This is a genomic window from Zafaria cholistanensis (genome assembly GCF_008580665.1).
Classification (GTDB): domain Bacteria; phylum Actinomycetota; class Actinomycetes; order Actinomycetales; family Micrococcaceae; genus Zafaria; species Zafaria cholistanensis.
The window spans coordinates 152253-165541 of sequence record NZ_BKDJ01000005.1; the positions used below are offsets into that span (position 1 = coordinate 152253).

A 13289-nucleotide genomic window follows, 5' to 3' on the forward strand; every position below is an offset into this window, starting at 1 on the left:
TCCCGCCCGGATCAGCCCCAGATGTACAGTTCGCCCGGCTCAGCGGCCGGGGCGTCGAACGTCCATTCGCCGCCCTCCGCGGCCGGAGGCGTGTAGGCCTGCACGACGGCGACCGCCCCGCCCTTGGCGTGCTCCCCGTTGGCGTGGACCGCATCCCGGCCGTCGTCCAGCAGGGTGACGTCGGAAACCAGGGCGATCGCGGTGAAGCCCTCGCGCTGCTGGGTGAGGAGCTCCACGAGGTCGGCCATCATGGCTTCGGCGTCGATGTCCTCTTCCGGGTCCTGGGTCTCCGGGGGCTGGACAGCAACCAGGCGCAACTCGCCCTGCTCGCCCTCTGCGGCGGTCTCCAGCGCAATGCCGAACGGCAGGAACACCCCGTGGGCTTCCAGCTGCTCGCGGGCCACGCCGAGGGCGGTGCCCAGCACGCGGTTCAGCTCGAGGTGGTCCTCGGGGTCGAGGTCGAGGATGCGGTTCTCGGCCGGTTCGTTATTGGTCATGCGACGCTCCTGACGATCTTGAGGACCTGGTCGCGGACGCGGACCATGGTTTCGGGGTCCTTGGCCTCGCCGTTGTAGCGCAGGAAGGGCTCGGTGTTGGACGGGCGCAGGTTGAACCAGTAGGAGCCGTCGTTGGCGGCGACCGTGGTGCCGTCCATGGTTTCGATGCTCACGTCCTGGCCCAGGCACGCGTCCAGGACGTGCTCGATCGCCTTGTCCTTGTTCGCGACCTCGGAGTTGATCTCCCCGGAGGCGAAGTACGGCTCGTACTCCGCCGCCAGGGTGCCCAGCGGCAGGTCCTGCCCGCCCAGTGCGGCCAGCACGTGCATGGCCGCGAGCATGCCGGTGTCCGCGTTGAAGAAGTCGCGGAAGTAGTAGTGCGCCGAGTGCTCCCCGCCGAACACCGCGCCCTCGGCGGCCATGACGGCCTTGATGAAGGAGTGGCCCACGCGGGTGACCACCGCCCGGCCGCCCTCGCGCTGGACCAGTTCGGGAACCGAGCGGGAGGTGATGAGGTTGTGGATGACCACCGGCGTCTGCTCGCCCCCGGCCCGGGCGCGGGCGATCTCGCGGCGGGCCACCAGCGCGGTGATCGCCGAAGGGGACACCGGCGCGCCGGTTTCGTCGATCACGAAGCAGCGGTCCGCGTCGCCGTCGAACGCCAGGCCCAAATCCGCGCCGTGGGCCACGACGGCGGCCTGCAGGTCGCGCAGGTTCTCCGGCTCCAGCGGGTTGGCCGGGTGGTTCGGGAAGGTGCCGTCCAGCTCGAAGTACAGCGGCACGATCGACAGCGGCAGCCCCGGAAGCAGGGCATCGCCCAGCACCGCGGGGGTGGTCAGGCCGGCCATGCCGTTGCCCGCGTCCACCACGACCTTCAGCGGGCGGATCCCGGACAAATCCACCAGCGAACGCAGGTAGGCCGCATAGCCGGCGAGCACGTCGGTGTGCTCCACCGTGCCCTCGGCCCCTTCCCGGGAGACCGGCAGGCCCTCGTCCAGGTAGGTTTGGGCCAGGTCGCGGATCTGGAACAATCCGGTGTCCGAGGACACCGGGACCGCGCCGGCCCTGGCCATCTTCATGCCGTTGTACTGCCCCGGATTGTGGCTGGCGGTAAACACCACCCCGGCCGCGTCCAGGGTGCCGCAGGCATAGTACAGCTCGTCCGTGGAAATCAGCCCCAGCATGCGCACGTTGGCGCCGCGGTAGGCCGCGCCCCGGGCAAAGGCCCGGGCGAACTCCGGGGACGAGGGGCGCATGTCCCCGCCGACCAGCACCGTGTCCCCGGCCAGGCCGAGCACGTCCACGAAGGCGGCCCCCACGGCCTCGACCGTTTCGGCCGTGATCGTCTCGCCAACGATGCCGCGCACGTCGTAGGCCTTGAAGGAAAGGGAAAGGTCGATTTGGTCCGTCACGCCTATGAGCTTAGCCGGTGGCCGGCGGCCCGTGCGGGTTTTCCACGGTCGTGGCTGCGCGGGCCATCGCGTCGGTGGCGGCTGGAATACTGGGGCCATGGGTGAAACGGCAAGGGTTAGGCTGCGGGACGGACTGCGGGACGAGGCCACGGAGGTGCTGCGCCGGCTGGTGGGGCGCGGAGACGCGGTGTTCCACGAGGGCCAGTTCGAGGCGATCGAGGCACTGGTCGACGGCGGCCGCCGCGCCCTGGTGGTGCAGCGCACCGGCTGGGGCAAGTCGGCGGTCTACTTCGTGGCCAGCCTGCTGCTGCGTGCCCGCGGGGCGGGCCCCACGCTGATTGTCAGTCCGCTGTTGGCCCTGATGCGGGACCAGGTCGCGGCAGCGGCCCGCGCCGGGGTCCGCGCGGAAGCCATCAATTCCGCGAACGCCCTGGAGTGGGGCGAGGTGGCCGCGAAGCTGGACGCCGACCAGGTGGACGTGTTGCTGGTCTCTCCCGAACGGCTGAACAACCCGGTGTTCCGCGACCAGCAGCTGCCGGAGCTGGTCCGCCGGATGGGCCTGCTGGTGATCGACGAGGCACACTGCATCTCCGACTGGGGCCACGACTTCCGGCCGGACTACCGCCGCATCAAGGACCTGATCTCCGTGCTCCCGGCGAGCGTGCCCGTGCTGGCCACCACCGCGACGGCGAACGAGCGGGTGGTCCACGACGTCCAGGAGCAGCTCGCCGTGGGCGGGGCCGACGTCTTCACCCTGCGCGGGCCCCTGGCGCGCAAGTCGCTGCGCCTGGGGGTACTGCGCCTGCCGAGCCCGCGTTCCCAGCTGGCGTGGCTGCTCACCCACTTGGAGGACTTCCAGGGCAGCGGCATCATCTACACCCTGACGGTGTCCGCGGCCGAGGACGTCACGCGGCTGCTGCGCGAGGCCGGGCACAACGTGCTTGCCTACAGTGGCCGCACCGACACCGAGGAGCGTGCCCGCGCCGAGCAGGCGCTCAAGGACAACCAGGTCAAGGCGCTGGTGGCCACCAGCGCGCTGGGCATGGGGTTTGACAAGCCGGACCTGGGTTTTGTGGTGCACGTAGGGGCTCCCAGTTCCCCGGTGGCCTACTACCAGCAGGTTGGCCGCGCCGGCCGCGGCACCGAGAACGCCGACGTGCTCCTGCTGCCCGGGCCCGAGGACCGGGAAATCTGGCGCTACTTCGCCACTGCCTCCATGCCCGACGAACAACGCGCGCACGCGGTGCTGGCCGAGTTGGAAGCCGCCGGCGGGGCCCTTTCCGTGCCGGCGCTGGAGGCCCGGGTCAACCTGCGCCGCACCCCGTTGGAGCTTCTGCTGAAGGTCCTGGCCGTGGACGGCGCCGTGCAGCGGGTCCAAGGCGGCTGGGCACGCACCGGCCAGCCCTGGTTCTACGATGCCGAGCGGTACAGCCGGGTTGCGGCGGCCCGCCTCGCGGAGCAGAACTCGATGCTGGAGTACGAGTTCACCTCCGGTTGCCGGATGGAGTTCCTGGCCCGGGCACTGGACGACCCCGAGGCCGCCCCCTGCGGGCGGTGCGACAACTGCGCCGGGCCCTGGTTCGACGACGCGATCGACGGGCAGGCCCGGGACAGCGCCCAGGCCGCCCTTGGCCGGGTAGGCGTCGAACTTGAGCCGCGGCTGATGTGGCCCGGGGGCATGGACCGGCTGGGGGTTCCGGTGAAGGGCAAGCTCAAGCCGGGGGAGCAGGCGCTGCCCGGGCGCGCACTCGCCCGCCTCACGGACCTCGGATGGGGCGGGCGGTTGCGCACCCTGCTGTCCCCGCAGGGGGAGGGCGGCGAGGACCGGCCCATCGAGGATGCCATGCTGCAGGCCTGCGTGCAGGTGCTCGCCCAATGGGGTTGGGCCGAACGCCCGGTGGCTGTCGTCAGCCTGCCCTCCCGGCGGCATCCGGCCTTGGTGGCATCTTTTGCCCAGGGGATCGCCCGCGTCGGCAGGCTGCCCTACCTGGGCGAACTCGAATACAGGCAGGGCGGCCCGCGCGGCGATTCCGGGGGCAACAGCGCATTCCGCCTCGCGGCCGTGTGGGACCAGTTCGCGGTATCGCCGGCGATGGCCGAACAGCTCGCCGCGGCGCCCGGCCCCGTGCTGCTGTTGGACGACCTCGCGGACAGCCGGTGGACCATCACCGAGGCCGCCCGTGTCCTGCGCGCCGCCGGGGCTCCGGCGGTGCTGCCGTTCGTGCTGGCCGTGGCCGCATAGGGTGTCCCCGGCCGGAAGCCGGTCGAGGCGGCCTCACCGCGCCCGTGCCAGGCACGGGCGCGTCCCTGCCTCTATGCCGCCGTGACGGCCACGGTGCGGGTGGCCAGGACTGCGCCGGTGATCCAGTGCAGGAATTGCACCGATATGGTGTACTTCCCCGGGTTGGACGGGCGGAGGAGGAAGTCGAACTTTTCGGCCGCCCCGGACATGAGGGTGCTGGTCAGCAGCGGCTGGCCTGCGGCGCTCGGATGGACCGCGGGACCGTCGGGGTCCTCGGTGTGCCAGAAGGGCCGTCCGTCGTGCCCCAGGAGTTCGGCGATGGCGGCTGGCTGGCCGGCCTCATCCAGGATCCGCATGCGGGTGGGGAAGTAGTCCACGTTGACCATCCGTATCAGGGTGGGCGCCTTGGTCCCTCCGGCGACGTTGGCGCGCATGGTGCTGAGGGCCCAGACCCTGTCGCCCTTGGGCCGGGAGGCGATGGCGCCGCCCAGCAGATAGAAGTGCCTTGGATTGAACCGGTTCAGGCCCGCGTCCTCGCCCGAGAGTCCTGCCGCATGGTTCAGTTCATGCCATCGGGGATCGATGGAATAAGGGAGCAGCAGGGTCTCCGTGGCGATGTCGTATAACGGTCCCTGGATCGAGTAGCGGCGCATTCCCTTCGGTGGCGGCGACGCGGGATCTGTCCCGGGGTCCACGATGACCGGCCCGAACATGCCCATCTGGACGTGCAGCGGCGTGTTGACATGGCAGTGGTAGAAGTACGTCCCCGCGGAGCCGCGGTTGGGGTTGCCCGGTTCCGCGACATCCGGCCGCCACTGGTAGGTGTAGTGCCCCGTCACCTCGTAGGACGTGTGCCCGACGCCGTCGTTGCGCGGGTCCGGTTCGATGCCGTGCCAGTGGACGGTGTGGACCTTCTTGCTGGGCTTGATGGTGCCATGGAACAGCTGTCCCTCGGTCAGCCGAAGCAGCGGGCCGGGAAGTTGCCGGCCGGACTTGCCGTTCTCGAAGCTCCAGATCTCGTGCCTGGAACCGTCCGGAAACTTGAGTTCGCGGCCGAAGAAATCGAACTCCATCTTCACATCCGGCCGGAGCTTGAATTTGGTCTCCGGGCTGCCCTCGTGGGGCTGGTCCGAGGCAAAGTCCACTTGGCTGCGGAACGTGTGGTGGGCCTCGCTTTCCACGGTTCCCGGCAGGCCCGGTTCAGGCGTGGTGCCCGCTCCGAGCGTCCAGTCGCTCAGGAGCCCGCCCGGGTAGAGGCCTCCGGCGGCCGTCTGCGAGGGCTCGGCGTGGCAGTGCATCGGATATTTCCAGTCCCCCGTCCTTGCGTTCCACACCGCATCCACCACATCCGGAGGACGGCGTACGGGGAGGATGGACTCGGTCCGTTCCAACGGGCTCAGATGGATCGTGTCCTCCCAGTGCTGCAGCACCACCCGGCCGCCGGTGACCCGTCCATTGCTGCGCGGGAAGTCGACCCCGTTGGACCGGACGGTCCACACGTGGTTCCCGTGGTAGTGCAGTTGGTGGTCCACAATCCCCGCGTTGACCATCCTCATCAGGTGGCCCGTGCGGATCGCGCCGGCCGCGGGGGAAGCGCTGAAGTTCCTCACGTCCGTTTCCCGCGGCAGCCCCGAAGGCAGGGTGTCCTCCTCCCGGCGTTCGTTGAACTCCTCGTCGATCGTCAGTGCCAGGGCCTGGAATCCTGAGTACCCGTTGAGGGTAAAGTACCGCGGCTCCGCCGGAACCCTGGCCGGGTCCACGGCCTGCCCCTGGGAGGCCAGGCGCGCCCAGTGCGGGTCCACGTCGTGGCAGAGCCACAGCCACTGGCGTTCGAATTCGGGGCCTTCGGGCCCCAGCCGCCAGGCATCCTGCGGGTCGATGACCACCAACGCTCCGTACAGGCCCAAGGTCCGTTCCACCGGGGCGTTGCCCGGATCCGAGTAGAGGTACGTCCCCGGGTCCGGGGCGGGAAACTGCAGGAGCTTCGAGGCTCCCGGCGCTATGGGGCCGGTGCCGACGTGCGGCCTGGGGGTGCCGGGCGTGCCGGCGGCACCGGCATTGTGGAAACGGAGCTCGTGCGGATGTCGAAGGTTGTTGTGGACGCGCACGGCGATCGTGCTTCCGGACTCGGCGATCAGCGTCCGGTCCGGAAAGAAGCTCGCCCAGTGGGCCCGCCGTGCCAGGAACTGCCGGTCATTTTCGGGGTCCGGGCCCAGGGGAGCGGGCCGGCCGTGGGGTGGTTCGGCGGCTTCGGGCGGATAGGTCCTGGCCGCGACCAGGGCGCCCGAAGCCATGAAGGCATGGGGCCTGATGGCCAGCGCCGGCCGCGGATCCGCCCGCTCCGTCCGCCGCTCCCCGAACCCCCTGTGGTACACCAGGGAGCCGTCCACCATGGGCAGGAAACCCTCATTGATGTGGATATCCAGAACGCTCATGATGTTCCTCCGCTCCGCAGTGCCGGCAGGTCCAGCGCCAACAGCTCATCGTGTTGCGCGTCGGTGAACTCGAGGCTCAGCCCCGATCGCGCTCGCGGGACCAGATAGCTGACATGCAGGCTTTCGGCCGCCTTGCCCGGGATGCTTCCCGCGGTCCGGTCGGAGTCCTGCGGCGTGACCGTTGTCGCGGTCCCGGCCAGCCGCAGCCGCAACTGGCCGGGACTGAACAACACGGGGTCGGGCCCGTCATTCTGGATGCGGACTTCAAGCACCATCACATCCGGCCACGTCAGGTTGACCGGCTCGGACGCTCCGGGGGCCGCGGGCGCCGGAGCGCTCCCCCCGCCGTGACCGTGGCCGCCGGCGGCGGCGAGGGCCATCTTCACCGGCGGCGGCCCTCCGCCGTGTTCGATGATCGACGCGGCAGCGGCGAGCCCGTGGAACGCCGGCTTTCCCTGTGCGTTCAAACGGGCCAGCCGCCCCGCGCGCACCACGGACAGTGAACCGAAGGCGGTGGGAACACGCGCCGCCACGCCCGCCGGGGCCGTGGCAGATATCACGTACGCGCCTTGGGCGGCCACCAGCAGGGCCCCTCCGGCGAGTACCAGGCCAAACTGGCGCCGGCTCAAGCCTCCCGCCGGCACATCGTCACCCTGCGCATCGTCACCATGCACGTAGTCGCCACGCAAGCCCACGGGTCCTCCCCAAGAAGGTGGTTGTTGGACCACCCCAGTTTCGGGCACGCAGGTTGGGAAAAAGTTGAGGATGGTGCCGGCAGGCCCCCGCACCGGGACCTTCCGTGGGACGTCGGGGCGTACGGTCAGGAACCCTGCGCCACCACAGCGTGTTCCGGGCAGGCCAGCCCCTAAACTAGGCACCATGGAAATCCTGTTCTGGGTGCTGGTCCCGCTGCTTGTCCTGACCCTTGGCTGGTGGTGGCTGGCGCGAGTGCGGGCCAGGAACTCGGCGGAGGTCGCCGCAGCCGTGGGGCCGGAGGCTGCGGTTGCCGCCTCGGCGCTGCTGAACGCCGAAACCCATCGTGCCGTGTACCGGAACCTGGGGCAGGACAACTTCCTGGGCGCCGTCCAGGAGTTCCGCAATGCCACCGGGCTGGGCGTGAAACAGTGCATCGTCGCCGTGCGCAGCCTCCAGCAGTACCCTCAGGTCTTTCGCGACCGGGCGGCGCAGGAGCCGGCCGGACCGGAACCCGCCGGGCCGGCCGCAGACACCCCCTCCCGGGCATCCGCACCCGAGCCTCCGGTCCCGCCGGCCCCCGCCGTGCCGGCAGTTCCGGCGTCGGCCCCGCAAAACGGCGCCGCGCCCGAGCCGTCGGAGGAGGCACTGACCATCCCCGACGACTGGACCGAGCGTTTCGGCAGTGCCGCCGGACGCACCACCACCTCGTTCAAGATCACCGCCGAAACCGCCGGGGCCACCCAGGAATTCTCCAGCGACGACCTGCCCCCGGCGGAGCACGACCAGTTCCTTTCGCTGATGCGCGACCATGACCTTGGCGGCGCCGCGGCACTCTTCGCCAGGCACTCGGGCCTGGACGAGGAAGCCATCCGCCAGCTGCTCGAGTCGGCGCCCACCGGAAGCGCCGGGGGGGAAGGGGAAATCTCCGAGGTCACCTTCGAGGGGGAGGGACCAAACGGGCGGATCAGCTTCAGCGCCGGCGACCTGCCTGCTGCCGAACGCAGGCTCTTCCTGGAGCACCTGGGCTCGGGCCGCCTTGACGAAGCCGCCCGGATCATCAGCGCGCGCACCGGCCTGCCCCATGACGCCGTCCGCGGGATCCTCTCCGCCTTCGGCAAACAGGCCTAGGAACCCGCCGCGCCCGCCGCATCCCCGCAGAAACCCCAGCGCGGCGGGCACCCCAGCCTGACTGGCATTCGCGGCTGGCGAGCGCCCGAGCCTGCGACCCCTGGAACGCGGGGTTCGCAGAAACACAAAAACCCCCGGATTCCCGGGGGTTTTCTGCGCGGACACGGGGGGATTTGAACCCCCGGTCGAGTTTAACCCCGACCCTTCATTAGCAGTGAAGTCCATTCGGCCGCTCTGGCACGTGTCCTTGTTGCCGTTTCCAGCCCTCCCAGACTACCGAAAGCAGGCGCCGCTTTCAAAAACGGGGCCCTACCGGCGCGCCGCACCAACCTTCCGCCACAGGAACCCGTAGCTGGTGGCCAGCATCCGCGCGCTTTGCCGGTTGTCGGAGGCGCCGGCGTGGCCGCCGTCGAGCGCCTCGTGGTACCAGATGTCCGGGACGCCGGCGTCGGTCAGTTTCGCTGCCATTTTGCGGGCCTGCTCCGGCCCTACCCGGTCGTCGCTGGTGGCGGTCCAGATCAGCGTGGCCGGGTAGCCGGCCCCTTCGGCCAGCCGCTCATCATCGAAGCGGTGGTAGGGGGAGAAGGTGCGCAGGAACTCCCAGTCACCGGGCACTTCCGGGTCCCCGTACTCGGCGATCCACGAATGCCCGGCGCCCAGCCTGGTGTACCGGCGCATGTCCAGCAGCGGCACGCCGCAGGAGATCGCACCAAACAGCTCCGGATACCCGGTGAGCATGTTGCCCACCAGCAGCCCGCCGTTGCTGCGCCCCGTGGCGGCGAGCCGCTCCGGGGCCGTCACCCCCCGCGCCACGAGGTCCCGGGCAACCGCCGCGAAGTCCTCGTAGGCGCGGTGCCGCGCCTCGCGCAGCGCCGCCCGGTGCCAGTCCGGTCCGTATTCGCCGCCGCCACGGATGTTCGCCACCACGTACACGCCGCCGCGCCCGTCCGCGGTGCGGCGTTCCAGCCATGCGCGGCCCACCGTCCCCGAGTACGACGGCGTCAGGGAGGTCTGGAAGCCGCCGTATCCGTTCATCAGCACCGGGTTGCCTCCGTCCAGGGCCATGCCGCGGGGGGCGACCTGGAAGTAGGGGACGCGGGTGCCGTCCTCGCTGGTCGCGAAGTGTTGCTCGACGGCATACCCTTCGGCGGGGAAAAACCCGGTCGCGCGCTTGACCGGGTCCGGGGGGCCGGCGTCGACGGTTCCCCGCGCCAGCGTGGTGGGGGTGAGGAATCCCGTCATGGTCAGCCAGTAGTCGTTGGCCGTCTCCGGGTCCTCGTCATCGACGGCGGCCACCTGGAAGGTGTGAAGTTCCGCGCCCACCTCCAGCGGGCGCACGGCCCACCCGCGGCTCGGGTCCGCGACCAGCACCTGGGAGGTGACATCGCGCAGCACGTTCAGCAGCAGGTGGTCGCGGGTGAAATCGTAGGACTCCAGCGAGGAGGATCCGTCCGGGACAAACACCTCGGTCACGGTGCGGTCGCCGGCCAGGAACGCCTCCAGCGGGGCGACGGCCAGCGTGCCCGGGGCCAGCGTCCGGTCCCCGATCTCCCACGGGGTCTGCGGGCTCAGCAGAAGCCACTGGCGGTGCAGGCCCACCTGCACGTCGGTGGGCACCTCAATGGGACGCCACCGGTCCGCCCCCAGCACGCTGGTGCGCGAGTTGTGGAAGTCAATGACATCCACGGCGACGGTCCGCTCGAAGCCCGGCCGCGCATCGTGCGAAACCACCGCCAGCACGTGGGACTGGTCCACCGCGAACACCTCCGGGGCATGGGCCGGGTCCTGTCCCCGCTCCACGCGCCTGACCGTGCGGGCGTAGGAGGAGCGGGTCAGCGAGCCGGGCCCGAAGTCCGTCGCCACGTACAGCGCGTCCGGACCGTCCCAGGAAACCCGGGTTTTGGCGGAGGGCAGGCGGAATCCCCCGTCCTCGGGGGCCACCCAATCCCGCGAGGGGAGGTCGAACTCGCGCACCTCCACCGCGTCCCCGCCGTCCGGGGAGAGCATCACCAAGGCGCGGCGGTAGGGCCCGCCAGGCGGCGGCCGCAGCATCCGGGTGCCGGCGAACACCCATCCGACCCCTTCGGCGGCGGCGAGCGCGTCCACGTCCAGCAGCACTTCCCACACGGTGCGGTCGGTGCGGTACTGCTCCCAGGCAGTGCGCCGCCACAGTCCCTTGGGGTGCTCGGCGTCGCGCCAAAAGTTGTAGTAGTGGTCCCCGCGCTTGGTGACCGCCGGGATCCGATCCCCGGAATCGAGCACTTCCAGCAGCGAAGCCTCCAGGCTCCGGTGGGCATCGTCGAAGAGCATGTCCTCGGTTTGCGCATTGCGCGCCCTCACCCAGTCCAGGGCGCGCTCGCCGCGGATGTCCTCCAGCCACAGGTACGGGTCGTCGGCGGGGCCAACAGGGGTGGTGCTCATGCGGGTCTCCTGCGCAGCGTCCGTGCCTCCACGGTATGCCGTCCTGGAAGCGGGGGAAGGTGGGGTATGGGCCATGTGATGCATTAACGCATGCCGCGCGGCCGCCGTGCCGGAGGTGGGGCCGTGGCGCCCCGGGCCGGGTTCGGTGCTCCGGGCCGGGTTCGGCGCCCCCGGGCACCGAACCCTTGGCCGCGCCCCGGCCACTAGGCTGGGGGGATGGGAAATGGGCATTTCAGAATCGTGGTCATCGGTGCGGGACCGCGCGGCACGTCCCTGCTGGAGCGGCTGGCATCGCGGCTGGAGGAGGCCCGGGCGGGCGCCCGCCCCCGCCTTCTCCTGGACATCACCGTGGTGGACCCCCACGAGCCCGGTCCCGGCCACGTTTGGGCCACCGGCCAGCCCAGGCTGTTCCTGATGAACACCCCCGCCCTGTTCCCCACGGTGGCCCCGCCCCGCACTAACGGGGCCGGCCCGGGCCTGACCTTCGCGCAGTGGTGCGCCTCCGGGGGAGACGGGGCCACGCTGACCCCGCCCGAGGCCGCGGAACTGGCGGCCCTCGGCCCCGGTTCCTTCCCTTCCCGGGCCCTGTATGGACGCTACCTGCGCCATGTCCATGAACGGGCCGGGGCCCTGCTGGCCGTGCACCCCGCCGTGGCGCAGCTGCGGCACGTGCCTGCTTCGGCGCTGTCCGTGCGCCGTACCGGTTCCGGCTATGCGGTGGGGCTCGACGGCGGGCACGGCACCCTTGCGGCGGACGCCGTCGTGCTGGCCGTGGGTCACGTCCCCGCCCTGCCGACCCCGCGGCAGCAGGCCGCCGGCGAGCGGGCCGGCGTCGCCGGCCTGCACTACCAGCCGCCCAACGTGCCCGCCGACGTCGACTGGAGCGCGTACCCCGAGGGCGGCCCGGTGCTGGTGCGTGGGTTGGGACTGAACTTCTTCGACGCCATGGTGCAGTTGACCGTGGGCCGCAACGGCGAGTTCGTCGCGACCGGGCAGGGGCCCGGCCGGGCGCTGGAGTACCGCGCCTCCGGACGCGAACCGGTGCTGCACGCGGCCTCCCGCCGCGGCACGCCCTACCGGGCCAAGGCCGCGGTGGACGCCTTCATTCCGCCTTCGGTGTCCCTGCGCCACCTGAGCTTCGAGGCTGTCCACGCCCTGGCTGCCGAGGGCGCGCCGGGGGAGCCGCCGGGCAAGGTTGGATTCGAAGCGCACATCTGGCCCCTGCTGCACCGCGACGTGCTGCGCACCTACTACGCCACGCTGGCCCGGACCCGCCCGGAACTGTTCCCGTACGGGACGGCGGCATTCACCGCCCGCCTGGACACGGTGCTGGAAGCCCCGCACCCCGGACACGAGGTGTGGCGCACCGAGGCCCGGCGGCTGGTGGCCGACCTGGCCCCCGAGGCCGGATGGCTGGACGTGCCCGCCCTGGGGCACCCCTTCGCCGAGCGCGGCTTCAGCGGCCACGAGGAGTACCAGGCCGCGGTGCTGGAATACCTCGAGGAGGACGCGCGCGGCTCGGCGCGGGGGGAGGACGACGCGCTCAAGATGGCCATCGGCGCGCTCAACGCCGGACGCATGGTGGTCAAGCGGATGGTTGCCGAGGAACTGCTTGAGGACGCCAGCCGCCTGGAGGAACTCCAGCGCTGGTTCGAACCGCTGGTGGAGGGACTGGCCAGCGGCCCGCCGCTGCAGCGCATCGAGGAACTGGCCGCGCTGGCCCGGGCCGGGGTGGTGCAGTTCATCGGCCCGGACCCGGTGTTCGGACTCGACGAGGAGGCCGGGCACTTCACCGCGTCCTCGCCATGGGTCGACGCCGAGCCGGTGACTGCCCGGCACATGCTGGAGGCGATGATGCCGGCCAACCGCGTCGCCCAAACCGCCTCGCCGCTGCTGCGCCAGCTCCAGGAGGACGGAATGGCCCGTCCGCGCACGCTGCGCGACGGCGATGGCGAGGAGGTGCACGGCTCCGGCTTCGACGTGGTGGGAGAACCGTACCGGCTGGTGGACACGGCGGGGGTGCCCCACCGCGGGATCTTCGTGCTCGGACTGCAGCTCTCCAGCGTGCAGTGGGGTACCGCCATTGCCGCCGAAGCGGGGGCCTCCTTCGCCGACGGGGCGCGCACCTTGGGCGATGCCGATGCCACCGCCTCCGAGCTGCTTCGCCTGGCCGGCTAGCCCCGGCAAATTCCCTCCAGCGGCCCTGGGGGGGGCGTCGGCGGACCGCCGGCCCGGAGCAGGAATGTGGCAGGAATGCGGCAGGAACGCGGCATGCACAAAACGGGCTGGAAAAGGAGGGAAGAGGGCTTCGGCACGAGGTTCGCCCCCGGTTTTCGTGCTCGTCTTCGCCTCCGGCCCGCAAAGAGAGGACTTACGGTTCTACTTAAGCGTTCGTTACACCGGAGGGGCACGGTGGCGTACGCCGGAGGCAGACATCTCCCCCGAGGGTGGCGGCACT

General features: G+C 71.0%; 8 protein-coding genes and 1 tRNA gene. 3 read left to right on the forward strand and 6 right to left on the reverse strand.

The genetic code is table 11. The annotated features are described in order from the left end of the window. Positions 1–11: 11 nt before the first annotated feature. Positions 12–497 (reverse strand): hypothetical protein, encoded by a 486-nt coding sequence (locus NCCP_RS06665; protein WP_149956457.1) that lies wholly within the window; start codon positions 495–497, stop codon positions 12–14. Next, entirely contained in the window at positions 494–1915 is a 1422-nt protein-coding gene (locus tag NCCP_RS06670; protein ID WP_225873730.1) for a phosphomannomutase/phosphoglucomutase, read from the reverse strand. The genes NCCP_RS06665 and NCCP_RS06670 overlap by 4 nt, the downstream gene beginning before the upstream one ends. Before the next feature lie 91 nt (positions 1916–2006). Here NCCP_RS06670 and NCCP_RS06675 point away from each other — a divergent pair, with 91 nt between their 5' ends. Beyond that, the gene (locus NCCP_RS06675) at positions 2007–4151 is read left to right on the forward strand and encodes a RecQ family ATP-dependent DNA helicase (protein WP_149956459.1); all 2145 of its coding nucleotides are present in this window, start codon (positions 2007–2009) and stop codon (positions 4149–4151) included. Between the two features lie 71 nt (positions 4152–4222). On the opposite strand, the gene NCCP_RS06680 is transcribed toward NCCP_RS06675, so the two are convergent. After that, the gene (locus tag NCCP_RS06680) at positions 4223–6586 is read right to left on the reverse strand and encodes a multicopper oxidase domain-containing protein (RefSeq protein WP_149956460.1); all 2364 of its coding nucleotides are present in this window, start codon (positions 6584–6586) and stop codon (positions 4223–4225) included. After that, complete coding sequence (locus NCCP_RS06685) at positions 6583–7275, reverse strand: hypothetical protein (protein ID WP_149956461.1); 693 nt, start codon at positions 7273–7275, stop codon at positions 6583–6585. The genes NCCP_RS06680 and NCCP_RS06685 overlap by 4 nt, the downstream gene beginning before the upstream one ends. Before the next feature lie 190 nt (positions 7276–7465). Here NCCP_RS06685 and NCCP_RS06690 point away from each other — a divergent pair, with 190 nt between their 5' ends. Then, complete coding sequence (locus NCCP_RS06690; RefSeq protein ID WP_149956462.1) at positions 7466–8410, forward strand: hypothetical protein; 945 nt, start codon at positions 7466–7468, stop codon at positions 8408–8410. Positions 8411–8568: 158 nt separating this feature from the next. Here the strand turns inward: NCCP_RS06690 and NCCP_RS06695 are convergent. Further along, positions 8569–8657: transfer RNA gene (locus tag NCCP_RS06695), tRNA-Ser, on the reverse strand. 62 nt (positions 8658–8719) lie between these two features. Continuing rightward, positions 8720–10831 (reverse strand): prolyl oligopeptidase family serine peptidase, encoded by a 2112-nt coding sequence (locus tag NCCP_RS06700; protein WP_149956463.1) that lies wholly within the window; start codon positions 10829–10831, stop codon positions 8720–8722. Between the two features lie 216 nt (positions 10832–11047). Between NCCP_RS06700 and NCCP_RS06705 the strand changes: the two genes are divergently transcribed. Next, entirely contained in the window at positions 11048–13009 is a 1962-nt protein-coding gene (locus tag NCCP_RS06705) for an FAD/NAD(P)-binding protein (protein ID WP_149956464.1), read from the forward strand. Positions 13010–13289: the final 280 nt, after the last annotated feature.

What these genes read in the sequence shown, in the direction of transcription:
- NCCP_RS06700 (WP_149956463.1), bottom strand. Translation starts at nt 10,831, where the DNA reads ATGAGCACCACCCCTGTTGGCCCCGCCGACGACCCGTACCTGTGGCTG.
- NCCP_RS06675 (WP_149956459.1), top strand. Translation starts at nt 2,007, where the DNA reads ATGGGTGAAACGGCAAGGGTTAGGCTGCGGGACGGACTGCGGGACGAG.
- NCCP_RS06705 (WP_149956464.1), top strand. Translation starts at nt 11,048, where the DNA reads ATGGGAAATGGGCATTTCAGAATCGTGGTCATCGGTGCGGGACCGCGC.
- NCCP_RS06665 (WP_149956457.1), bottom strand. Translation starts at nt 497, where the DNA reads ATGACCAATAACGAACCGGCCGAGAACCGCATCCTCGACCTCGACCCC.
- NCCP_RS06680 (WP_149956460.1), bottom strand. Translation starts at nt 6,586, where the DNA reads ATGAGCGTTCTGGATATCCACATCAATGAGGGTTTCCTGCCCATGGTG.
- NCCP_RS06690 (WP_149956462.1), top strand. Translation starts at nt 7,466, where the DNA reads ATGGAAATCCTGTTCTGGGTGCTGGTCCCGCTGCTTGTCCTGACCCTT.